The organism is Corallincola holothuriorum (genome assembly GCF_003336225.1).
In the GTDB taxonomy this organism is placed as follows: domain Bacteria; phylum Pseudomonadota; class Gammaproteobacteria; order Enterobacterales; family Neiellaceae; genus Corallincola; species Corallincola holothuriorum.
This window is the reverse complement of sequence record NZ_QPID01000005.1, coordinates 177,258-201,683: the sequence shown is the minus strand read 5'-3', so window position 1 is coordinate 201,683 and position 24,426 is coordinate 177,258. Positions and strand designations below refer to the sequence as shown.

Sequence of the window (24,426 nt, the reverse complement as noted above, 5' to 3'; positions counted from 1 at the left end):
GAACAATAAAAAAACCGCCTGAGGGCGGTTTTTTTATTCCTGCAAGCGACAGATTATTTCGCTGCAGATTTCTCTTGCGGCAACACGAGGTTAAGAAGGATAGCCACAATACCGCAAAGCCCTACCCCTTTAAGCGTAAAGTCGCCCGCGCTGATGCTCATTCCACCAATGCCAAAGACGAGCGTTATCGACACGATAGCTAAGTTACGCGCTTTCGCTAGATCCACCTGACTACGCACCAGGGTATTCATCCCAATGGCTGCAATAGACCCGAATAACAGACAAAGAATACCGCCCATGACAGGTACTGGGATGGTCTGCAACAAGGCACCGGTTTTGCCGACAAAAGCCAAACCAATAGCAAAACAAGCCGCCCAGGTCATAATGACGGGATTATAAGATTTAGTCAGTGCCACCGCACCGGTACACTCGCCATAACTAACCACTGGCGGCCCACCAAAACTGGCTGCAGCCATAGTAGCCAAACCATCGCCCAACAAAGAACGGTCAATCCCCGGTTTTTCGACAAAGTTCTTTCCGGTCACGTTGCTTATCGCCAAAATGTCACCAAAATGTTCGACCACGACAATCAGTCCCACTGGCGCAATCAACAAGATGGCCCGCCAGTCGAAAGACGGCGTGGCAAAATCAGGGGCCGCGATCCAAGGCGCTGCACCAACAGGAGTAAAATCAACGACGCCCAGCGCCAACGACAGCAGATAGCCCACCACTGCGCCCGCGATAATCGGCATCAGCTTTAACAAGCCTTTGGCATAAACCGCCACACCAACCGTCGTTAGCAAGGCCACCGATGAGATAATCAGCGCTGTATCGAGTTCAATCAATTGCACTGCGCCATCGCCGGTTTTACCCAAAGCCATGTTCACAGCAACAGGCGCAAGCGCCAAACCTATCACCATGATCACCGGACCGACGACCACTGGCGGCAGCAGCTTTTCAATGATCTGGATCCCACGTAATCGAACAAGCGCACTGGCAAGGACAAACACCAAACCGGCCGCCATCAAACCGCCCAATGTCGCGGACAAACCAAATTGGGAAATGCCCAGTTGAATAGGAACAATAAACGCGAACGAACTACCAAGAAAAATCGGGATCTGACGCTTGGTGCATAACTGGAAAATCAGCGTACCTACACCCGCTCCTAATAAGGCGATATTCGGTGATAAACCCGTAAGGATAGGCACCAATACCAGCGCACCAAACGCGGTCAGTAATATTTGTGCCCCGAGCAGAGGCAAAGTGAAGTTCATAACGCATTCCTAGTTAACAAAACCGAGCGACTTTAACAAATTTGCTACCTAGCCTACTTGAGATAAGTCAGATTGCCAGCATTAGCAATACGTTTACGAAAGAGGTGAGCGCTAAGAAAGTACTAATTCGCTAGCCCGCTTACCCTTTAACACAAACACTTACCACCCGCGCTCCTTCACTTCCAGCTAACGCCGCATGGGACTGACCTAACCGAATGAAGTGCATATCGCCTGGCATTAGGGTCCGCTCCGTACAACCGCCCTCAGCATCTTCCACGGAAATCTTCAATGTACCTTCCAGCAGATAGTAGATCTCTTCCTTATCGCTATGCTGATGCTGTCCAATACTTGCCCCCGGTTCCATATAGAAATCAGCAAACATGTTGATACCCGACTCGGATATCCCTTCCGCTTTGTTGCCATCTTCACTTAACAACCATTTAGTCCAAACCCGCCCTTGGCCCTGCCGATAATCGCTATACTCGGCGTTACTATGGCAAGGCTCATACTTCACGGTCGCCACCTCGTCACCCTGTTTAAATACCACAGGCCCTATCTCGCGATGATAAACAGGGGTTTCCTCCTGCTGATGAAATTCCTGTTCGGTATAGACGTATCTGGACAGTTTCATAGAACCTCGGCGGCCAAAAATCATACGGAAAATGAGTATACATTTAACTCAACAGCACTCACATTAAGCGCCAAACAGATCAAATAGAGGAAGATCCAAGCAACGGCTTTTGACGACGTTAACCTTTGCCGCTTAGCAACTCTAAAAGCTGTTTAAAACTCATCGGTTTATAAAGGTAGTACCCTTGAATAAAATCACATTTTTCGCTGTTCAAAAAGTCTAGCTGTTGCTGATTTTCTACGCCCTCGGCGGTAACTGAGAGATTGTAGGCATGGGCAAACTCCAGCACTATTTTGGCTACCCCAGGGGTATCTGCGGGCTGCTTCAAACCAATCTCAGCAGTATGAGTCCGATCAAGCTTGAGCTTTGTCACAGGCAGTTGGCCTAAATGCGCAAGGGATGTATAGCCGGTACCAAAATCATCCAGTACTAAGCCAACCCCAAGTTTCTTCAATGCATTGGCATTCGCCAAAAAGCGGTCGTCCAAATCAGCGGTCGCGGTTTCCGTGATCTCAATCTCAACCTGCTTGGGTGGTAACGCCATCGCCGAAACAACACCGGAGATAAAATCTGCCAATCCGGGTTGCTGCAGATGGGTGTTTGATACATTAACGGACATGGAAAACGTAGAATTTTGCTGAGTTTTTAGGATCTCAGCCAATGACCGGCAAGCATGCTCAATCACCCAACGATCAATCGCATAGATCAACCCCGACTGTTCTGCCACTGGAATGAACTTGTCTGGCCCGACACGGCCTAAACTGTCGCTTTGCCATCTCAACAATGCCTCTGCACCGGCAATGAGTCCAGTTTTGCTACACACATAGGGTTGAAAAAACAGTTCAAATTCATCCTGCTCTAACGCCGTCGTCAACGCTCTTTCAATCACCTCTTTTTCTAACAGGTATTCAGCGATCTGCTGGCTAAACACCTGATACTGAGCACCACCTTTTAGCTTCGCCTGCTGTTTTGCAGCTTCAGCCAATTTCTGTAAATCCGCCACCGTCTCTGTGTGTTGCGGACTTGCAGCAATACCGATAGAGACTTGTAGATACACCTGTCCGGCACCCACAACCACAGGATCCGCTAACGCCGTGACCAATTGCTCAGCCAACGATTCAGCCAGCTCAAGATTGGCATGGAACAACAAAATCGCAAATTCATTACCAGCGGTACGCGCAACATAACTCCGATGATCGATCAGTTCGTCAAATGGTGGCTTAGCCATCATCGATTGCACAAGTTCACTTAGGCGCTTCAGTATTTGATCGCCCCCTTTGTCCCCATGGGTCTCGTTCAAATGCTTGAACCTATCAATATCGAGGATCAACAGAGCCATCTTGCTTTCTAACCCTTCCCCCAAGGAGCGTTGCAATACTAGGCGATTGTTGAGGCCCGTAAGACGATCAGAGTAAGCGACTTTTTCCAGTGCTGTCTTCGCTTGCCGCACTGATGTCACCATATCAGCAAAGCTATTATTGAGCTCTGCAAGCTCATCAACCCCCTTGGAGAGGGGAACATCTTCATCGATGCCCTCCTCTACGCCACGGATACGCTGTCTGATCATCATCAACGGCTTTACCACCGTACGCTTGATCGCCCAGCGCAACAGAATAAACAGCAACAGGAAAGTAACTAATAACAGCAAGATAACGCGCCATAAATACGCGTTGGCATCTTGATTTTCGATGCTCTCTGACACCATGGCGATAGAGATGGTGTTCCCTGAGGTTAACTGCGAGACCAGTTGAAATTCACCAATATCATCCAGAACCAATGACTGACCACGGATCAATTTCTGTTCGAGTTGTTGGAAAAGATCAGCATTTCCCACCTGCCATGGCATCGAGGTGGGACCAAAGATAAAACGCCGTTCACGATCAAAAACTAGCAGGGCGATCCCTTGCTTTAGATAAAGCTCTTCAATTGCATCAGCGACATCGAGGCGATCCACTTCAGCAACTAAAGTATAGAGCTCGTGGCTAGCCGCTGGCGACTGGCTGGTTCTGATTAATGAAGGGGAAAAACGCTCAGCTAATCTGAAAGTCAACGCGCCATGATTATTTCTCAGTTCGGAATCAACATGACTATGTGGGTATGCCTGCAGCCGTTGCAACAGGGCAAGATTAGCATTATCGACATCAGCAAACGGGTCAACATTCTCCCCCACCATAATGAGCTGCTGATGCTCAATGTCATAAAGAGAGATACGCTTAAAACTACTGAGCTCCCTGGTCAGCTCATCCAAAGCAAACATCAACCGCGGCTTTAGGCTCACTTCACGCAACTTTGCATTACTGGTAAAGAGATAATCATCCATCTCACCAATTTTGGAGATGGCTCTTAACTGGGCGATCTCAAGCTCTAACCGCTGGTTGCCCTGCCGAACCCAATTTCGATGCTGCAGCTCCACCTGTTGCCGTACCGCCTGCCTGTCATCTTGCAGCAAAAACCAATACTCAACGACAGACAACACCGAGACTGTCAGAAACAGGCTGGGCAGAATAATCAGTAGAAATTTTGACTCTAACTTCATCGTATAACCGACAGCAGTATGCGCGAGCGCAGATCACTCGATGCTGACACATCACCATAATATTCACTTTGTTCCCGCACATCAGCGGGAAGATAAATATCGGTGTTATCGAGCAGAGTTTTCGGCAGTAATGATTTTGCGCTCTCAACGGGCGTGGCATAGCCAGAGTCTTCACTCAACCAAGCGGCATATTGAGGCGTTAGCAACAACTCAAAAAACTGGTTGATCGCTGGTTCTTGCTCTGAGCCACTCAACGTGGCTAAGCAATCGGTCCAAACAGCACTCCCCTCCTTAGGTACTACATATTGCCAATCTTCATGCCCGGTAAGTTCTATCAAGGTATCGAGGTCACCGTTATATAGCATTGTCGCCACCAGCTTCTCTTTGCCCTCCTCCTGTTCCACCACATCCAATGGGTTGGCGTACGCCAGCACATCTTGCTTTTGCTGTTGCAGCAGAAGATAGGCTTGCCGCAACTGCTCAGGATCATTGCTATTGATCGAATACCCAGCAGCCTTTAATGCTGGGATTAATAGCTCTGTCGCATCGGGCAACATCACAATGCCACCTGTGAGAGATTGCTCCGGTCGTAACAGATCTAACCAACTATCTATCGCAGACGACACTTTTGAACGGCGATAAGCAATGCCCAAACTACCCCAAAGGTAGGGCACACCATAGTTGTGGCAAGCATCGGCAAACACCGCTGGCACTTGTTTCTCCACCAAGGCTGCAATGCGCTGACTCAACGGCGCAATAATCCTTGCGGCGGCATAGCTTTCTATCGATTGATTGTCGATCACCGCTATATCGAACTCTTTTCGCCGCCCGCCAAACAACACACGATCTCGTTCCTCGTCACTTTCAAAATAGAGTTCATGGATCTCGCGCCCGCTGACCTGTCGATAATGGTTAAACAGACGCTCAGAGCTATAGTATTCCCAGTTGTATAGTTTGAGCGGGGCGGTGGCGGTGGCGGTGGCGGTGGCGGTGGCACAAGGTAACCAACCGATCACGGCAAAGATCAACAAAAGTCGCAGGAGACGTATCATCAAACACCACAGCGGCCATGAATTTGTAGCTAAGTGTAATCAAAGAAAGGGAAAAGTGCGCAGCATTGCGCTGCACACTTACGTTTAGATTGCGCAGGAGTTGCACCAGATCACATGGCGACAGCGAGCGCTTTCACCTGTTGATAATCGATCTTGCCGCTACCAAGGGTAGGAAGCCCATCAACCTTGATCACCGCAGCGGGTAAAAACAGATTATTCAGCTCACCGATTTTGCATTGTTGTCGCAACTCGGTAAGCGAAATATCCTGATCAACTAACACCACCAAGCGTTCCCCTTTGCGTTCATCAGCAATCGCGACGACCGCTAGAGAAAGCTCAGGGAACTGCGGCAATAACAACTCGCTTAGGCTCTTTTCGACAGCACTTAAACTCACCATTTCACCGGCGATTTTGGCAAAGCGAGAGTAACGATCAACCACGGTGAGAAAACCGTCTTCATCTAACCACCCCTTATCACCAGTCTTATACCAACGGATCCCATCGATCTCGACCACTGCATCGGCGGTGCGCTCTGGATCATTCAGATACCCTTTCATCACCTGCGCTCCCCCAATCAAGATCAGACCCGCTTCTCCTTGTGGCAACAGCGCCAGTGAATCTGGGTCGACAATGCGGAAGCTGCTACCCGGTAACGCCATGCCGACAGTGCCCGGCTTATTGCCCTTCTGCACTGTCCAGTAGCGGGTATCCAGTTGATCTGGAACATTCACACTGGCAACCGGGGTTGTTTCAGTGGTGCCATAGCCTTCGACCACCTGCTGCCCATACTTGTTCTGAAAACCATCTCGTACCGCTGAGTCTAAGCGCTCTGCCCCGGACACCACCAGACGCAGTGAACTCAGCATCAACGGGTGGGATTGGCGACTGTTGGTCATCAAACGCAATATGCTCGAAGTAGCGCAGTACAATGTTGCGTCATAACGGGCTATCGCCTTGCTTATCCTGCTCACATCCGTGGGGTCAGGATGAGACACCAACGGGATCCCTTCAACCATTGGCATCAGCGTGGTCACAGTCAGGCCAAAGGCATGAAATAACGGCAAGGAGCCCATCATCACATCCGAGTCCTGCGTGTTAAGCAGATCAGATACCTGCTTAATGTTTGCCATCAAATTACGGTGGCTCAGCTTCACCCCTTTCGGCGAACCTTCACTCCCTGATGAGAACATTATTGCTGCGGTACGCTCCACATCAATCTTCGACACAGACAACCACTGCAACAAGTTAATCGGCAATGCGGTGACCAACAACTGGCGCCAGATCACCGACCACGGCGATACCTTAGCAAACAGATCTTCCAGATATATAACATGCAACGAAGAGAACAGCGCTTCGACGGCAAAGCCGCGCTTTTCTAGCTTTTTAACGAAGCGTTTAGAGGTCACCACCAGATCTAGGTCGGCATTGGTTATCGCGCCCTCGAGGGCGCAAAGCGATGCGGTATAATTCAAATTGACGACAGCCTTGGCACGCATCAGCAGAGCCATATTAGCCAAAGCGCCACCATTGCTGGCCGGCAGCAAAACTCCCACCCGACGTTTTTTGCTCTGAGATGCCAGGCGGTTAGCCAATAAGTGGGTAACAGCCAACGCACGTCTACCTGATAATGACTTACCATCACTGTCGGTGAGTAACGTGTTGCCGCCGACACGGCTTGCCGTTCTTACCCAAGCAGCAGGCACCGACGGCAACGCCTTGGTGTAATGTTGCCAAGCTTGTACCGACAGTTCAGATACCCTGCGCTTAAGCTCATCCGGTGTTGTAGTGATCGCCATTGGCAAGCCAAAACTTACCACCACATCACGGCGACGTCCCTGCTCTCGGTTACTTCTTAACTTGGCACTGGCACGACTAAAACGACTCCCCCATAACCCGCGCAGATAAAATGGCAAGATCTTAACATCGGCATTGGCAAGCGCAGCAGCTTTGGTATAACCATGCTTAAACTCGGCCAACTGACCATTGCGACTAATGGTTCCTTCGGGAAACAAGCACACCACCTCCCCTTGATTAAGCAGTTCGGCGATCCGGGCAACCGATTTCCGATAATCACCAGAAGCGATCGGCACGACGTCAAACAAGCGGAAAAACCAATTCAGATACCAACGCTGATATATGCTCTTTTCCATCACAAAACGCACCGGGCGTGGCGAAGCTATCTGCACGATTGCCCAATCAATCCAACTAATGTGGTTACCCAGCATCAGGACGCCACCTTGTTCTGGGATATGCTTAAAACCATCGACGCGCAAGCGATATCCCCGAGTTGCGATAATCGCTAACAGGTACCGCACTAAAGACTGCGGTAGCTTCCACATGGTGTACAACGCACCCAAACTGGCGACAGCACATAGCAGCCAGATCAATGCTGCACCATCGATCCCGACCATCGCCAGTAACACGGTCATCACCAGGAAGCTCAACATCCCCACGTTTTGCACAAAGTTGTTTCCAGCCAAAATACGACCACTCTCATGCTCTGGGGCATGAAACTGGATCAGGGCATTGAGCGGGATAATGAACAGGCCACCAGCCACACCAATCAAGATAAAAACCAATGCAAAGCTAACCGTAGAGCTGATAAGAGGGATTAAAAATAGTCCGAGCGCCACACCAACTGCACCTAAAGGAATGATCCCCGTTTCAATATGGTGCTTAGACACGCGACCAGCCAATAACGATCCCAACATGATCCCGATACCGGTGCACGCTAATAAGCCTTGGATCACCACGGTGTTATCTTCCGACAGCACCGATTTTGCAAACGCTGGAAACGCTGCCAACATCACCTGTGATACCGCCCAGAATACAGTTAAGCCGATGATCGAGAGCCAAATCACTGAGTTGCGGGAAACGGTGGTCAGATTCTCTTTCAGGTAGGTACCACGGCGATACGCTTTGATATCAAAAGACATCTTGCTGTCGACAGGCTGAGTTTGTGGCAAACGGTAGGCCATCAGCAACTCGATCACCGACAAGGCAACTAAACTCCAACCTAACGGCGCAATAGTCATTAAGATATGACTGGTATCATCCACGGGCTGATCAACAAGGTAGCCCTCAAACAGAATTGAGTAAGCGAAAATTCCGCCCAAAATACTGATCGTCGTGATCGCTTGCACCACACCATTGCCTCGAGCCAACCTATCTTTCCCTAGTAGCTCTTTGATATAGCCATACTTCGCTGGCGAATAGATCGCGCTTTGCAAGGCCAATAGAAAAGTCATGGCGAATGCCACCCAAAACCAGCCAAGGTAATAGCAAGCGGTGATCGCCAAGGTGATCCCGACTGCGGCCCAGGCACTCATCTGCATCACCCGCTGTTTCGGATACTTGTCTGAGATAAATCCAGATGGCGAAAATAGTAAAATGAATGGTAGTAATATCAGGGCATTAATGATTGCAGTGAGGATCACTTGTGAACTGCCGTCGTAGGTTTTAAAGATAGTATTTTGGATCACTATCTTATGCCCGAGATCGACAAACGCGTTTAAAAACACCATCACCAGATAGGGTAGGTACCCTTTCACCTTCAACATTGTCTACTCCATGTAGTCTTAATTGCGGCTAAGACTATTGAAAACAGAAATCATTCGATACCAAAAACTGATTATTCGCATAATAGTCAACCCAAGGTATTATTAATTAATACCAAATAGCGAATATCACTTATGAGCCAAGCAAAAAAGCTCCATCAGGCGCTGAAACTAGCACTGAAACAAAAAACAAAAACCTATCGTGATGTGGCTGAGTGCTTAAACCTTTCCGAAGCATCAGTGAAGCGCCTGTTTGCAACAGCAGGCTTTACCCTAAAGCGAATCGATAAAATTTGCGAATGGCTGGGAATAGATTTCGTCGGCTTAGTTGAATTAATGGAGCAGCAGCAACCAAAACTGAATGAACTCAGTCATGCTCAGGAACAGCAGTTAATCGACGACTCAATGCTCCTTCTGGTGGCAATAAGCGCCTTAAATTATTGGCAGTTTGATGAGATCCTTCGCCACTATGAGCTCTCGGCCACTGTCTTGATCCAAAAACTGGCGACACTTGATCGTATGGGAATATTAGAGCTACTGCCGGGTAACCGGATCAAATTGATTGTGGGTAACAACTTCAAATGGCAAGCCAGAGGCCCGATCCAAACATACTTCCGATCACGAGTAGAACAAGAATTTTTTCACCATGATTTTAATGATGACAGCAGTGCGATGGTGTGCCTCAATGGCATGATGACTGACGACGCTTTAGCGCAGTTAATGCAAGCACTGGAAAAACTGTCAGAACAGTTTAACGAGCTCAATCACGTTCAGAGGAAACTGCCAATTGCTGACCGCCACGGTACCACCTTGGTGCTAGCGTTAAGACGCTGGCAATTCAGTGCCTTTGCTGACTTTCGCAAGTAAAAAGGCAGCGTAAAGTTAGCGGCACCATCAATTAAGCGGTATTTTTGCCAGCTTGGTCGCGATTTAGTCACTCCGAACTGGATCAAGCGCATTGACATCAGTAGCTTATACTTGAGGAAAGCAGTGCGGTAAGATGATGTTTAGAGCAACGCAAGATAATAGTCAGGTTGAGTGGGTTGTTGATGATCCAGCAAGTGCCCCTCTTCCTTCGCTTGAACAACTCAAAAAGGCATTTTCAGAATCGCCTTATGCCAGCTATTGCTTTCTTGAAGGCGTATTTGAAGAAGCGTTAACCCAACTCGCCGTTGCCGCTACCGCCAGCACCGCCACAACAGAAGCTCTCGTTTTTATCATCGCTGAACGTAAAGACGCACAGATCCGCGTCGTTGTTAGCGACGATCAGATGATGGCAGGCATTGAGGTCATTGGTGCATTTGGTGGGAAGCAACTGGATCTTGAAGCGCTGCAATATGCGCTTGCAGCCAACAGTGTGACCTTTGGTATCCACGAGAAGAAGCTAGCAAAGATCGCCACCCATTTACAATCATTAGCGCCCGGAGATGTTTTCCAGGGAGTGGTCGCTAATGGCACGCCGCCAAAAGCGGGCAGTGATGGCGTTATCAAGCAATTAGCCAGAACAGCAAAAGATCGAATACTCCGCCCAAAAGAGAAAGAAGACGGTACCGTAGACATGCGGGATCTTGGTGATCTGGTCACGGTTGCCGAAGGAACACCTCTGATGGAGCGTGTTCCAGCAACAGAAGGGGCAAGCGGCACCGACGTCTGTGGCAAACCTATACCGCCCGAGCCAGGTAAACAGCCTGCATTATCATCAGGTAGCGGTACGCGCTTTAATCCAGCCAACCCCCACCTATTAGAATCGTCACGAGAAGGCGTCCCTGTAGAAATAGAAAACGGCATGATGGTGGACGATGTCCTTGTCGTCAACCAAGTCAATGTCACCACTGGCCATGTCAGATTTAAAGGCTCTGTGATCATCGAAGGTGATGTAGGTGAAGGCATGGTCGTCGAAAGTGGCGGTGACATTACGGTTGGCGGCGGCGTCAGCTCTGCCACACTGGACGCTGCTGGTAGCATCACCATCAGCAAAGGGATTATTGGGCGCCCCATCGATCATGATGAGATAGACAGTGGCAGTAACCATGCCGATAGCATGAACTGCCACATCACTGCGAAGTTAGATGTTGCGGCAAACTTTGCCCAGTACGCCGCAATTAATACCGGTAGAAATATCACTCTCACCAGACAAGCCAGTCATTGCGACATTAGATGCTTACACACCTTAACGCTTGGCAGCGAAGACAATCCACGAGGACGCCTGCTTGGGGGGGTCGCCAAAGTCGGTGAACAGGTAAAAGCAGGGGAAATAGGTACCGCCGCTGGGGCAAAAACAGAGATCGATATGTCGATACTGTTTGTGGTCATGAAACAACAGATGCAGGAATCATCCCGCGCGCTGAAACGTTCAGCCGAGAATGTCATCGAGGCCGCCAGTCAGATTAAACAATTAAAAAAGGCAGAAAAGCCTGAGCTGTTACCTGAGTTGAAAAACGCCGTAGCGCGGTACAAGTCAAGTAAAAAGGAGAATGCGGAGCTGCAGCAGGAGGTCGAGCACTATCGGAAAGAGGTCCTGCGATTACAAAAAAGCTGCCAAGTGTCAGCAGCCAGTAAACTACACTCTCGGCTAACCGTGCAATTTGGTAAACAGCGGGTCACCAGCGAGCGTGACTATGGCCCATCGATAATAAAAATGACCGATGAAGGTTTGCAGATATCCCCCATCTAAAGCTCGGCGGCCAGTAGCCTACTCTCTGGCCGCACAAAATCTATCAGCCTTTAAATTTCGGCTCGATTAGCCCTGTCACCGGTAAGTTAACCGAAAACAGGCTACCCGACAGCGGATACTGCGCTTTTTCTGGCGCATAGTCTGTGTCCGCAGTGGTAATAAACAGGGTGTTCATTGACTCACCACCAAACGCCACCATCGTTGGGTTTTTCGCTGGCACTGTGATGGTATTGACGATTTTTCCCGCAGGACTGATGCGAACCACCCGGCCGCCACCATATAAAGCACTCCAATAGTAGCCCTCGCTGTCAACCGCGGCACCATCAGGGCGGCCAAAGCCATGGGGGAATCGAATAAACTCGCGTTGATTAGTCACCGCCCCGGTCACCACATCATAATCACAGGCGAATACCACATGCCTTGGCGTATCGGAGTAATACAGTGTCTTGCCATCAGGACTGAAAGCCAGGCCGTTAGAGGTCCAGTTGTTACCCACCAGCTTGCGCACCGACAGATCCAGATCCAAGGTATAGTAATGACCACTATAAGCATCTTTGTTCGGATTTAATGTACCAGCTAAAAAGCGTCCAGCAGGATCACAGCGGCCATCATTAAAACGCTGATGCGGCTTATCTTGTTCGGGATCGGCAATCGGAGTAATGCCACCCGCCAGAGAGTCGATAGTCACAAAGCCAGATCTTAGACCAGCGACAAAGCCACCCTTTTCTCTAACCGCGAAGCAACCGATCTCTTCGTCCAACTGAAGGTAACTGTCTTGTCCGGTTTTCGGATCAAAGGCGTGCAGGCGCCCCGCATCGATATCAACCCAAAACAAGCGCTGCTGCTCCGGATCCCAACGCGGACACTCCGCCAGTTGTGCGCAATTAGCCAGCGCCGTGATCACTTCACTCATCCCTTCACTCCCTCAGCTTACCGATAACATTTTGCAGCCGCACACTATAGCCCAGCCACGTAGAGTGGCAAACCGATTCCAGTGCCAGTATCATCCGCGACTTCACAATGTAGGGGTTTTCATGAGTCTTATCGCCTATCACCCGCCCACTATGCCAGCTTTTGACCTGCTATATGGAGATGATCAACTACTGGTATTTAACAAGCCAAGTGGCCTGCTGACTGTTCCCGGCAGGGCAATCGAGCACAGAGATAGCCTGGCACTGCGGGTACAACGAATTTGGCCTGAAGCGCGGATCGTTCATCGCTTGGATATGGCCACCTCGGGGCTAATCGTCATGGCGATTGGTGCAGATGCGCAACGTAAGCTCAATCGGCAATTTGAAACCCGCGCCACGGCGAAAACCTATCATGCCTTGATCTGGGGGGAGCCCAACACGGAGCAAGGCACCGTTGACCTGCCTCTACGTTGCGATTGGCCTAATCGGCCGAAACAGATGGTCGATGTCGAAGCAGGCAAGCCGTCCCAAACCGATTGGCGCGTACTGGCCAAACATGGCAACTACAGCGAGATCGAATTAACGCCCATTACTGGCCGCAGTCATCAGCTGCGAGTACATATGTTAAGCCAGGGTCACCCAATACTCGGAGATCGCCTCTATGCCCATGACCAAGCATTAGCCATGGCTTCACGGTTACAACTCCATGCATCGACACTCTCTTTGTATCACCCACTAACCAACGAATGGCTCACATTTTCAGCGCCTTGCCCGTTTTTAGGTAAACCTTTAGCAAAAGTGGTCGATAAACAGATAGGGTTTATTGCAAATAACTAGTTCGGGTGCCATGGACAATAGCGCGTTCCACCGACTTAAACGGTTCATCGTCACACTGCCACTCATTGCGTTCAGCCTAAACACGTTCGCAGCCCCACCGGCAGATGAGGCGACGTTAGCCCGTTACGATAGAGATAGCGAGCTGGTACCACTTGGGGAGCCGGACAACCCATTTAGTGCGCTTAAGCTGGAGGCGTTGACCCCACAAACCAAAGGGGTCGTCATTCTCGTTCCCGACTGGGGATCGCAGCCCGATGAACAGTTTGGTGTGGGTTATCTGAGGCGGATGCTACCTTCCCACGGTTGGGTCACCCTGGCGATCACACCGCCACCTGTTGTTGATAGTGAAAATCATGTCTCACCTTTGGATAAAACAGATGAGATAGACCCTAGCCGCAGCGCTCCAGATCCACTTAAGCCTTATCAAGCCGACGAGTGGCTCAGCGAAGAGAGTCGCCAACAACAGATCGAAGCATATAAAACCGCACTACTACAGCGGATGGAAGCCACGGTTAAAGTGAGTTCACAATACCCTGGGTTCTATCTGGTGATCGCTCAAGGTAGCAGTGCTGGCTGGTTAGCTCAGCTCTACGCCGAAGAGAAACTAGCGCCTGCCGATGCCTTCGTTACCATAGGTGCTTACTTACCTGAACATCAGCTGAATCGCACGCTGGCAACGGCAATGGCCAAAACCAGCATTCCGGTTTTAGATCTTTACAGTCGCTACGACAATCGTTGGGTGCAAGACACTGTTACCCTGCGCCCACAACTCGCGAATAAGTACTTTAAGCTTCACTATCGCCAGCGAGAGCTGTTTGGTGATGTTGCTTTTAGCCGCAGCGACGAACGTTTGTGGAAAGAGATTTACGGTTGGTTAACTTACCTTGGCTGGTAAACGGTAACTAGCTATGTGACTTACGATGACTGCGGATTAATTCATAAGCCGCCTGTATATCCTGAGTTTTCTGCTTGGCTAAATGCATCACCTCTTCCGGTACGCCCTTAGCCACCAACTTATCAGGGTGGTGCTGCGACATCAGCTTACGATAAGCTTTTTTCACTGCGGTATCATCTGCGGCCTTTGTCACTCCGAGCAAGCGATAAGCTTCTCGCAATGCACCATGGTGTGAGCTTGCCGCATGGGTTTGCTCACTTTTCGACTGATGGCGACGAAATGCCATTTCAGCCTCAATCATGGTCAAAAGCTGAGCCAAAGACTGCGCATCAAAACCTAACTGCAGCGCCACATCCGTTAACAGCGTGCGTTGCGCGGCATCCAATGGCCCCTCAGCAAACGCCACTTGGATCTGCACTTCCAGATACACTTGCAGTACATCATGACGACCAGCACAGGCATGATGGAACTCAGCCAACGTGCGCTTTAAAGGAAATGCAGGATCTTTACCTTCACGAAAAGCAGCCTGTGCTTCATGCCGTGCCTCACTGCCTAACTGCATCTGATTCATCAATGCTGCGGCCGCCTGGATCTGACGTGGCGACACACGGCCTCGCGCCTTAGCGATATGCCCCATCACGCTAAAAAGCGCATAAAAATAAAAGGCTTGGTCTGAAACCTGAGGTTGGCCAAAGATGGCCGAAAAGCCACCAGCACGATCAAATTGGCGAGCGAGAGAGCGGTCAAACATATGCCCAAGCGCGATGCCAAATATCAATCCAGGAAAACGCCCCAGAACAAAGCCTATCGCCGCCCCAAACACCTTACCCCAGATCCGTATTTTCAAAGCGGCGCTCTCCCCATGCTGTCAGCTATCCGATTAAGTTCGGCTAGACGTTCTGGGGTGCCCACATCGGTCCATTGCCCGGCGAAATGTTCACCAGACACACTGCTCTCCATCATCGCCTGACGCAACAAGGGCGCCAAAGGTGACTTACCTGGCAGGCAATGGGCAAATAGGCGGGGGTGATATACACCGATCCCTGAGAAGGTCAGCTTCGGCGCCTTATCAGCAACAACTTTCCCTGTAGGCATCAAGCAAAAATCACCGGAACTGTTATGCGACGGATTGTCCACTAACACCAAATGGGCAGTGTCCTGTTGCAACTCCAACTTCTGTAGGCGCGAAAAGTCGTAATCGGTATAGATATCGCCATTAATCACTGCGAACGGCTTATCCCCCAGCAGAGGCAAAGCTTGTATTATGCCCCCTGCGGTCTCTAAACCACCGGTGGTTTCCCGGGAATAGCTGATGGCAACGCCATAGGCATCACCAAAACCCAAACGATCCTCGATCTGTCGCCCAAGGTGTGCATGATTGATCACCACTTCAGTAAAACCTGCGGCGGCTAAACGCAACAGGTGGTGCTCGATCAACGCCTTCCCGGCAACTTCCAGCAGTGGTTTCGGCACGCGATCTGTTAACGGACGCATCCGTTCTCCACGCCCCGCAGCTAGGATCATCGCCTTCATGAAGGTGTTAACTCCGCTAACACTTTAGATTCAACGAACTTAGCAAATTTAGCCAGTTGCGGGTAGGTTGCGGCGACATCGACAATATAGCCAACGGTACGGGGGATATCAGCAAGATAACCCTCTTTACCATCACGATGGTAAAGTCGCGCAAAGATACCAGCCGCCTTGAGATGACGTTGTATCCCCATCAAATCAAACCACAGCCGAAACTGCGCTTCATCTATCTCAGGGGCTAACAGCTCAGATTCAACCAACAACGCCTGCCACCGTGCTAACAGTTCGTAAACCAAAGCATCAGGCCAACGGATGTAACAATCTCTCAAAAGTGAAACAGCATCGTAAGTAATAGGGCCAATCACCGCATCCTGAAAGTCGATAATCCCCAAGCCGTCATCACATACCATCAAATTACGACTGTGGTAGTCACGATGCACGCCACCTTGTGGCTGCATTTGTGCATTTTCAATCAGAAACTCAAATGCCTCGTTGACGAGCTGCGCTTCATCATCAGAAAGCGTTAGTTGTAAGTGCTTGGCGATAAGCCAATCAGTGAACAGCGCCATCTCACGACTTAACATCGCTTCATCGAATGCGGGTAGATTTCCCGCTTCTGTGGCTGTAACAGAGTAAATCGCAGGTAACTGCTGCAAGGCATGACCATAAAGAAAACCCGCCGATTGCTCCGTTAATTCAGCGAGCAGCAAGGTATCGCCAAAGTCACTCAGTAGCATCATCCCTTGCTCAAGATCCAACGCCTTAATCTCTGGAACTTTGAGCTCTGCAGCCAGGTAAGCTTGAGCAATAGCGACAAAGGGGCGGCAATCCTCATGGGGAGGCGGTGCGTCGACCGCAATATACGGAATGTCATCATGAATCAGACGAAAATAACGACGGAAACTGGCATCACCAGATACCGACGTCAATTCCAATTGAGGGTTGTTAAGTTGCTCCCTCGCCCACTTTGTAAGCAAATTTCGACGTAGATCAGTCATTTTGGAAAATAAATAGCAATAAATTGCTAACAAGGTTACCAGAGTCAAAAGCTGTCAAGTATCATATCTTATTAAGCAAACATGTCTTGATCCGGAAACGTGATCGGTTCGATATCCTGTTGGAAGAATAAAAAAGAGTAAACGGATGCGTTTTTTGTTGTTACTCCCCCCGCTACTGCTATCGGCTAACGCCTATGCAGAGCCACAAGCACCACTGCCGTCGGAGCAAGAGTTGGCAGAATTACCAATGGCAAAATGCTATACCACGGCCGCCAAGCCTCCTAGCTCGCGACGAACGCTAAAAAACCTTCCCGTAGAAGTCTCTGCGGGTAAAGCAGCGGGCAGTGATCTCCAAGCTGACTTCCAAGGAAATGTCGAGCTTTCCCACGGCGATCGGCATTTAGTCGCAGATAAGATATCGATCGACCGCGAACAACAACGGGTGAATGCTGAGGGTGGCATTCGCTTTGAAGATGGCTGGTTAGATATCGAAAGCGAAACGCTCAGCGCTGAAATCTCCTCGGGCACAGCTGAGCTAACCGACGCTGATTATCAATTTACCGAGCAGTTGGGTCGCGGCAAGGCCGAACGTATCGCTTTAGAAGACGGTAACAGGGTAGTAATGGAGAACGCCTCATTCACCACCTGCCCGGAAGGAGATAACAGCTGGGACCTGCAAGCCGATGAAATATTGATTAACGGTGATGAAGAGTGGGGCGAGGCCTGGGGAAGCTGGCTGTATGTGAAGGATACGCCGGTAATATACGTCCCCTATTTCTCCTTTCCTGTGAGTAGCAAACGTAAGAGCGGCTTTCTCTTCCCTAGCGTCGGTAGCAGTTCTGACAACGGTTTTGAAATGGAAACCCCCTGGTATTGGAATATCGCGCCCAACATGGATGCGACGATAACCCCCAGGTACATGGATAAACGCGGGCCTCAACTCCTAACCGAGTATCGTTACCTAACAGAAAGGCATTACGGCCAGTTCAATCTTGAATATATGAATGAAGATAAGTTACTCATCAATAAGGATGAGCGCTACCTCTTCCATTGGGAACAAGAAACACGCTGGAACAAACATTGGCGCGGCTATTTTGATTACACCACCATCAGTGATGATAACTATCTGAATGACTTAGGCTCAGATGTCGCATCAAGCACTGATAATCGTCTCGAGCGGACAGCCAATATTGGCTATTTTGAAAAGAGCTATCAGGTCAACATCCGCCTTTTAGACTATGAAGAACTTGGTGATTCATTCAGTTCGCACCGTATGTTGCCTGCCGTTGAAGCGATCTACCACAAACCTGAGGTTTTCCCTTACGTAAATTTTGACTGGTATAGCGAAGCCGTTTACTTCGACCACAGTAAAAACGAAATCCCTACCACCTCACGATTACACCTTGAGCCAACGCTGAGCATCCCTTTTGGTGGGCCGAGCTACAACCTGTTGGCGGAAACCAAGCTGTATCAAACATTTTATGAGCAAAACACCAAGGATGCGCCCTTTAACGAGGTACTGGACAGTTCTGTCAGCCGAACGCTTCCCTCTGTGCGTCTGCTAGGCTCGCTGAACTTTGAACGAGACACAAGCCTGTTTGGAGATCAATACCTACAGACCTTAGAGCCCCAGGTCCAATACGTATACGTGCCCTATGAAAATCAAGATGAAATTGGCATCTACGACACAAACCTATTGCAATACGACTATGACGCACTATTTCGTGCGCGTCGTTTTATCGGTCTAGATCGAATTGCTGACGCTAACCAGCTTACTGTCGGTGCGACGACGCGCTATATCGACACCAAGAATCGCGAACGGCTGAGATTCAGTCTGGGGCAGATATTTTATCTTTCCGACAGTGATGTGCGCTTAGCCGATGACGACACCCAAGTCACAGAAAATCACTCAGCCATCGCCAGCGAACTCGACATATTCTTAGACCAAAATTGGTATTTCCATAACGAGTTACAATTTGATACCAACAATGGCCGTACCATTAAAAATGCTTCGATGATCAATTATCAGCCTGAACCGAACAAAAGATTGCAGCTCAATCACAGATACCTACCAGAGATAACAGAGTCTGATGAGATTAATCAATTAGGCGTACTGGCGACTTGGCCGATCCAACCCAACATTCAGTTGGTTAGCACCTGGTACAAAGACTTAGTGGATAATCGCACCATTGAAACATACGTCGGTCTGCAGTTTGAATCTTGCTGTTATGCTATTCGTGTGGGTTACCACCGCCACCTGAACACCAACTTCCCAGACGACGATGCACCAGCATCGTCACGTGATGCATTTGATAGTGGCGTCTGGATTAATTTTGTTATCAAGGGCTTTGGTGGCGCATCAACGCCTGGATATCAAGAGATGGAAGCCGACAGCATCTTTGGTGACGTCCGCAACGAGTATATCAACAACTAAAGCGGCTTATGATAGACTAACCGACCCGCCATCTATGGCGGGTTACCTCTTTTTGCAGCCCATAATTTAATAAAGAAGTCTGTATGAAATTGCTCAGCCTGAAACAGATAGTCCTGCTAATCACATCGTTGTGCTGGCTAACCCAAGCCAGCGCAGAACCCCAGCTGCTGGATAAAGTGATAGCCATCGTTAACGAAGGCGTCGTCTTACAAAGTGAGATGGACGATATGGTGGCCAATATTAAACAGGGTGCGGCCGCAGCGGGTCAGGAGCTACCTTCCGATAACGCACTAAAAATCCAGGTGCTGGATCGGTTAATCATGACTAGCCTACAACTGCAGATCGCTGAAAAAATGGGCTTGCAGATCGCTGATTCACAGCTGCAACAGACGCTAGAAAATATCGCCAAAGACGATGGCCTAACGCTAACAGAGTTTCGCGCCAAATTAGAAAGCTCGGGTAAAAGCTACGAACAGTTTCGTAACCAAGTTCGGGAAGAACTGATCACTGGTGATGTAAGACGGATCAATGTCCGTCGTCGGATCAACGTCTCACCACAAGAGATCGACAGCCTGGTTCGCCAAATGAACCAAGAGGGTGCTAAGGACGTTGAATACCATGTCGGGCATATTATGATCGGCGTTTCCAATGAGGCGGATTCAAAAGAGATGACCGCTGCGGAGGAAAAAGCGAACAAGGTGCTAAAACTGCTTGATGACGGCGCAGATTTTAAACGTACAGCAATCGCCAGTTCTGCTGGTCCAAAAGCCCTTGAAGGGGGAGATTGGGGTTGGATGAATATCAACGAGATGCCGACGCTGTTTTCAGAAATCGTCAGTGAAGCTGCAAAAGGTGAAATTATCGGCCCTATTCGTACCAGCCGAGGCTTTCACTTAGTGAAGATTTTCGATATGCGTGGCGTCGAAGTGGTTGAAGTCGAAGAGATAAACTCCCGTCACATCCTGATCAAACCTTCTATCATCTTGAGCGACGAAAAAGCGGAAGAGATGCTCGACAAATTTGCTAAAGAGTTACGAGCCGATGACAGTAAATTTGCAGAGCTCGCCAGCAAGTATTCTGATGACCCGGGTTCAGCTGCAAACGGTGGCGAACTTGGATGGAGCGATCCAAACGTCTATGTACCCGCATTTCAACGCGCACTCAGCGAACTGCAACCGGGGCAGATATCCGACGCATTTCGTACCCAACACGGCTGGCACATCGTGCAATTAGTTGACCGTAGGGTTAGTGATGCGACAGAAGAAAGAGCAAAAGAAAAAGCATATCAGCTGATCTTTAATCGTAAGTTTATCGAACAACAAGGTATCTGGCTCGGTGAAATTCGCGCCGAAGCCTACATCGAGATTCTTGATGAAGATATTCAAGGGTAATCAATGACTAATAGCCTTACCCATAGAATTGCCATAACCCCAGGTGAACCTGCAGGTATTGGCCCAGACTTAGTGCTGCAGATAGCACAACAGCCATGGGCCGCCGAACTCGTCGTGATCGCCGATCCTGAGCTATTGCGTCAACGCGCGAAGCAGCTGGGTTTACCGATCACCCTAATCGATTACGACGCAAGCACAGAGCCAACGCCGCAGGCAGCAGGCACACTTAACGTGATACCGGTGAAACTTAATACCACGAGCATCCCAGGACAGCTCGACGAGCAGAATGGTCAATACGTTGTCGAAACGCTGCGTATCGCCTGCCATGGCAACATGGATGGTCAATTCGCCGCGATAGTGACCGGCCCCGTGCATAAAGGTGTCATCAACCGCGCTGGCGTTCCATTCAGTGGCCATACTGAATATTTCGCCCAAGAAGCTGGCGTCAACGATGTGGTAATGATGCTGGCAACAGAGGGCTTACGTGTGGCGCTTGTCACCACGCATATTCCCCTCGCCTATGTGTCAAAAGCAATTACCGATGAGCGACTGGAAAATATCATCCGTATTTTGCACCATGACTTGGTAACAAAATTTGCGATTGAAACACCGAAAATATTTGTTTGCGGCCTAAACCCCCATGCCGGTGAAGATGGCCACCTCGGGCGTGAAGAGATAGACGTCATTCAACCGGTGATGGAACGCCTTAACACAGAAGGGTTGGATCTACGTGGTCCCTTCCCTGCTGATACCGTATTCCAGCCTAAATATCTCGATGAGGCCGATGTTGTTTTGGCCATGTATCACGACCAAGGCTTGCCGGTACTTAAATATAAAGGCTTTGGTAGCTCAGTAAATATCACCCTTGGCTTACCTTTTATTCGTACCTCTGTCGATCACGGCACCGCACTTGAGCTTGCCGCTCAGGGCGACGCAGATCCCGGCAGTATGCTAGTGGCACTCAGTCAAGCAATCGATATGGTCAACAGACAGGCAACACGAAATGGCACACGGTAAAAAGCACTTGGGCCATACGGCTCGTAAACGTTTTGGTCAAAACTTTCTCCATGACGACTACGTTATTGAGCAGATTGTCGCTGCCATTAATCCGCAACCAGGTGAACCCCTGGTAGAGATCGGTCCGGGCCTTGGCGCTCTTACCGAGCCGGTAGTCGATGAAATTGACCACCTGCACGTTGTCGAACTAGACAGAGATCTGGCCGAGCGGCTGCGTCATCACCCATTTATGGCCAGTAAATTGACCATTCATGAAATCGATGCGATGAAATTTGATTTCGCTGCGCTTGCTGCAGAACTCGGCGGGCCGCTGCGTATTTTCGGTAATCTGCCTTACAATATTTCGACCCCACTGATGTTCCACCTGTTTAATCAGTTTCCCCATGTCAAAGACATGCACTTCATGCTGCAAAAAGAAGTGGTCGAACGTATGGCTGCAGGCCCAGGAACAAAACAATTTGGCCGTTTAACCGTCATGACCCAATATTACTGTCAGGTGATGCCTGTAGTGCATGTGCCTCCCGGTGCCTTTCAGCCACCACCCAAGGTTGAATCAGCGGTGGTTAGATTGATCCCTCACTTGACGCCACCACATCCGGTCAAGTCGGTGAAAACGTTGAATCGGGTTTGTTTAGAGGCCTTTAACCAGCGCCGCAAAACAATACGCAACTGTTTCAAGCAACTTTTACCACTGGAAACCTTAGCGCAACTGGGTATCGATAATAATTTGCGCCCGCAGGAGCTCACCGTGGCTCAGTTTGTCGCTATCGCCAACGCCGTCACCAAACAAGAGGAAACAGCATGAGCCGTCCTTCCGTCAGCATCACCATTGAGCCGGCATTTATGGAAGAACACTCTGCACCAGAAAAACAGCATTACCTGTTTTCCTACACCATCACTATCGAAAACCTAGGTGATGAAGCATTTCAGCTGCTGGAACGCAACTGGATCATCACAGATGGCAACGGTGAGAGTAATGAGGTGCATGGCCCTGGCGTGGTTGGCGAACAACCGGTAATCGAACCAAACGAATCATATCAGTACACATCAAGTGCCGCCTTTGCCACACCAATTGGCTTTATGGAGGGGCACTACCTGATGCAAACCGCCTCTGGTGCCCAGTTTGATGCGCCGATCCCCGCTTTCCGGCTGGCTCTTCCCTGCTCGGTTAACTAACTATGGCAACCTATCTCACAGGGGATATTCAAGGCTGTTTTGACGAACTGCAGCAGCTGTTGGCACAAGTTGAGTTTAATCCGACTAATGACCAGCTTTGGCTAACCGGAGATCTAGTTGCCCGAGGGCCAAAGTCGCTAGAAACACTGCGTTTTGTTAAGTCTCTGGGAGATTCCGCGGTCACCGTGCTCGGTAATCATGATCTGCACCTGCTCGCCTGTGCCAAAGGATTTGCCAAAGTTAAAGCCAAGGATCTACTCGACGATTTGATGCAAGCCACCGATCGTGACGAACTACTGGATTGGCTCCGGCATCAACCTTTACTGGCAAAACATGAGCAGTATAACTTCGTTATGACCCATGCGGGCATTCCACCACAGTGGAGCGTCAAACAAGCAAAAAAAGCTGCCAGAGTGATTGAGAATAAACTCAGAAGCGAAGCCTTCCCGACACTGCTCAAACAGATGTATGGTAACGGCCCTAATTTATGGCATAAGGACTTGTCTGAAGTAGAGCACGATCGATTTACCATCAATGCTCTTACCCGAATGCGCTTTGTTGATAAAAACGACCACGCTCTGGATATGGCTCATAAGACTGCAACCGTTGATGACAAACAACTTGTCCCCTGGTTTCAGTGCCGGGCGCAACATGATGATCCGGTGATTTTCTTTGGCCACTGGGCATCACTGGAAGGGGTAACCAACCAAGCAAACGTTATCGCCCTGGATACAGGTTGTGTATGGGGAAATAGCCTCTCTCTCTACTGTTGGGAAACAGAGACACTGATCAGCCAACCCTGCCCTCTGCAAGCAAAGTAGATACACTTCATAGCATTAGCATTTACCTACCTCGGTTACTTCATAGAAATGGTACGCAACCGGATAAATAACGTCAGCTAGCTGAACTGATATCGTAAGCCGCAGCTCCTCTTTGTTTCAGCGAGCTCACTGAGTAACCACGGGCCGTTATGCCCCTTGGCTCTTTGTAACAAGCAACTATCGTTAGTATCACTTGCGTACAAGAGTCACGAAACGATAGTGATAGGGATTTTTTTCATCTGGTTGGTGGGCCACGGAGTCGATTTCACGCCAAAGCTCCGGCTGATAGTCCGGAAACCAGGCATCTCCTTGGGTATCAAGCTCGATAAAAGTCAGATAGAGACGCTCGGCACGGGGCAACAGCTGTTGATAGATATTGCCACCACCTATCACCATTAGTTCTTCGACAGGGCCTGCGGCAACCAGCGCTTGCTCAACCCCATGAACCACAGTAACGCCGTCGGCTTGCCACCGCGCATCACGGGTGATCACTATGTTTTGACGTCCCGGTAGCGGCCGCCCTATCGATTCGAAGGTCTTGCGCCCCATCACCACCGGCTTACCTAACGTAGTGGCTTTAAAGTGCTTTAAATCAGCAGGAAGATGCCAAGGCATCTTATTATCTCTACCTATCACTCGTCCGTTTGCCATGGCGGCAACCAGTGAAATCATCATCGTTAAAATCCTATCTC

20 protein-coding genes are annotated in these 24,426 nt (G+C 49.6%); 10 read left to right on the top strand and 10 right to left on the bottom strand.

What is annotated here, in order from left to right; genetic code table 11:
- Positions 1 to 53: 53 nt before the first annotated feature.
- The 5 genes from DU002_RS10060 to DU002_RS10040 all read right to left on the bottom strand — a co-directional run bounded on the left by DU002_RS10060 (position 54) and on the right by DU002_RS10040 (position 9,053).
- Positions 54 to 1,274 (bottom strand): uracil-xanthine permease family protein, encoded by a 1,221-nt coding sequence (locus DU002_RS10060; protein ID WP_114338249.1) that lies wholly within the window; start codon positions 1,272 to 1,274, stop codon positions 54 to 56.
- A 139-nt stretch (positions 1,275 to 1,413) separates the two neighbouring features.
- A complete protein-coding gene (locus tag DU002_RS10055) occupies positions 1,414 to 1,905 on the bottom strand; it encodes a cupin domain-containing protein (RefSeq protein WP_158538021.1) in 492 nt (163 codons plus the stop codon).
- Positions 1,906 to 2,023: 118 nt separating this feature from the next.
- Entirely contained in the window at positions 2,024 to 4,441 is a 2,418-nt protein-coding gene (locus DU002_RS10050) for a putative bifunctional diguanylate cyclase/phosphodiesterase (protein WP_114338247.1), read from the bottom strand.
- Positions 4,438 to 5,493 (bottom strand): polyamine ABC transporter substrate-binding protein, encoded by a 1,056-nt coding sequence (locus tag DU002_RS10045; protein ID WP_114338246.1) that lies wholly within the window; start codon positions 5,491 to 5,493, stop codon positions 4,438 to 4,440. Before DU002_RS10045 ends, DU002_RS10050 begins: the two co-directional genes overlap by 4 nt.
- Positions 5,494 to 5,603: 110 nt before the next feature.
- A complete protein-coding gene (locus DU002_RS10040; RefSeq protein WP_114338245.1) occupies positions 5,604 to 9,053 on the bottom strand; it encodes an acyl-[ACP]--phospholipid O-acyltransferase in 3,450 nt (1,149 codons plus the stop codon).
- A 132-nt stretch (positions 9,054 to 9,185) separates the two neighbouring features.
- Here DU002_RS10040 and DU002_RS10035 point away from each other — a divergent pair, with 132 nt between their 5' ends.
- Both DU002_RS10035 and DU002_RS10030 read left to right on the top strand, forming a co-directional pair.
- Positions 9,186 to 9,917: a helix-turn-helix domain-containing protein gene (locus DU002_RS10035; RefSeq protein WP_114338244.1), complete on the top strand. Its 732-nt coding sequence runs from the start codon at positions 9,186 to 9,188 to the stop codon at positions 9,915 to 9,917.
- Between the two features lie 133 nt (positions 9,918 to 10,050).
- A complete protein-coding gene (locus DU002_RS10030; RefSeq protein WP_114338243.1) occupies positions 10,051 to 11,724 on the top strand; it encodes a DUF342 domain-containing protein in 1,674 nt (557 codons plus the stop codon).
- Positions 11,725 to 11,767: 43 nt separating this feature from the next.
- Here DU002_RS10030 and DU002_RS10025 read toward each other — a convergent pair whose 3' ends face one another.
- A complete protein-coding gene (locus DU002_RS10025; protein WP_114338242.1) occupies positions 11,768 to 12,637 on the bottom strand; it encodes an SMP-30/gluconolactonase/LRE family protein in 870 nt (289 codons plus the stop codon).
- Positions 12,638 to 12,758: 121 nt separating this feature from the next.
- Here DU002_RS10025 and DU002_RS10020 point away from each other — a divergent pair, with 121 nt between their 5' ends.
- Positions 12,759 to 13,472 (top strand): pseudouridine synthase, encoded by a 714-nt coding sequence (locus tag DU002_RS10020; protein ID WP_114338241.1) that lies wholly within the window; start codon positions 12,759 to 12,761, stop codon positions 13,470 to 13,472.
- A 10-nt stretch (positions 13,473 to 13,482) separates the two neighbouring features.
- Positions 13,483 to 14,367, top strand: a complete 885-nt coding sequence (locus DU002_RS10015; protein ID WP_114338240.1) for a DUF3530 family protein — start codon at positions 13,483 to 13,485, stop codon at positions 14,365 to 14,367.
- A gap of 7 nt (positions 14,368 to 14,374) precedes the next feature.
- On the opposite strand, the gene djlA is transcribed toward DU002_RS10015, so the two are convergent.
- The 3 genes from djlA to DU002_RS10000 are packed head-to-tail and all read right to left on the bottom strand — an operon-like array spanning position 14,375 to position 16,832.
- Positions 14,375 to 15,214: a co-chaperone DjlA gene (gene djlA / locus DU002_RS10010; protein WP_233496470.1), complete on the bottom strand. Its 840-nt coding sequence runs from the start codon at positions 15,212 to 15,214 to the stop codon at positions 14,375 to 14,377.
- Positions 15,211 to 15,900: an N-acetylmuramate alpha-1-phosphate uridylyltransferase MurU gene (murU, locus tag DU002_RS10005; protein WP_114338239.1), complete on the bottom strand. Its 690-nt coding sequence runs from the start codon at positions 15,898 to 15,900 to the stop codon at positions 15,211 to 15,213. Before murU ends, djlA begins: the two co-directional genes overlap by 4 nt.
- Complete coding sequence (locus tag DU002_RS10000) at positions 15,897 to 16,832, bottom strand: aminoglycoside phosphotransferase family protein (protein ID WP_233496469.1); 936 nt, start codon at positions 16,830 to 16,832, stop codon at positions 15,897 to 15,899. The genes murU and DU002_RS10000 overlap by 4 nt, the downstream gene beginning before the upstream one ends.
- 208 nt (positions 16,833 to 17,040) lie before the next feature.
- Here DU002_RS10000 and DU002_RS09995 point away from each other — a divergent pair, with 208 nt between their 5' ends.
- The 6 genes from DU002_RS09995 to DU002_RS09970 all read left to right on the top strand — a co-directional run bounded on the left by DU002_RS09995 (position 17,041) and on the right by DU002_RS09970 (position 23,734).
- Positions 17,041 to 19,329: an LPS-assembly protein LptD gene (locus DU002_RS09995; RefSeq protein WP_114338237.1), complete on the top strand. Its 2,289-nt coding sequence runs from the start codon at positions 17,041 to 17,043 to the stop codon at positions 19,327 to 19,329.
- An 83-nt stretch (positions 19,330 to 19,412) separates the two neighbouring features.
- Positions 19,413 to 20,720 (top strand): peptidylprolyl isomerase SurA, encoded by a 1,308-nt coding sequence (surA, locus tag DU002_RS09990; protein ID WP_114338236.1) that lies wholly within the window; start codon positions 19,413 to 19,415, stop codon positions 20,718 to 20,720.
- A gap of 3 nt (positions 20,721 to 20,723) precedes the next feature.
- Positions 20,724 to 21,737 (top strand): 4-hydroxythreonine-4-phosphate dehydrogenase PdxA, encoded by a 1,014-nt coding sequence (gene pdxA / locus DU002_RS09985; protein ID WP_114338235.1) that lies wholly within the window; start codon positions 20,724 to 20,726, stop codon positions 21,735 to 21,737.
- Complete coding sequence (gene rsmA, locus DU002_RS09980; protein WP_114338234.1) at positions 21,724 to 22,542, top strand: 16S rRNA (adenine(1518)-N(6)/adenine(1519)-N(6))-dimethyltransferase RsmA; 819 nt, start codon at positions 21,724 to 21,726, stop codon at positions 22,540 to 22,542. Before pdxA ends, rsmA begins: the two co-directional genes overlap by 14 nt.
- A complete protein-coding gene (apaG, locus tag DU002_RS09975; RefSeq protein ID WP_114338233.1) occupies positions 22,539 to 22,913 on the top strand; it encodes a Co2+/Mg2+ efflux protein ApaG in 375 nt (124 codons plus the stop codon). The genes rsmA and apaG overlap by 4 nt, the downstream gene beginning before the upstream one ends.
- Positions 22,914 to 22,915: 2 nt before the next feature.
- Positions 22,916 to 23,734, top strand: a complete 819-nt coding sequence (locus DU002_RS09970; protein WP_114338232.1) for a symmetrical bis(5'-nucleosyl)-tetraphosphatase — start codon at positions 22,916 to 22,918, stop codon at positions 23,732 to 23,734.
- A gap of 189 nt (positions 23,735 to 23,923) precedes the next feature.
- Here DU002_RS09970 and folA read toward each other — a convergent pair whose 3' ends face one another.
- Positions 23,924 to 24,409 carry a type 3 dihydrofolate reductase gene (gene folA / locus DU002_RS09965; protein ID WP_114338231.1) on the bottom strand — a complete coding sequence of 162 codons (486 nt, stop codon included), beginning with the start codon at positions 24,407 to 24,409 and terminating at the stop codon, positions 23,924 to 23,926.
- Positions 24,410 to 24,426: the final 17 nt, after the last annotated feature.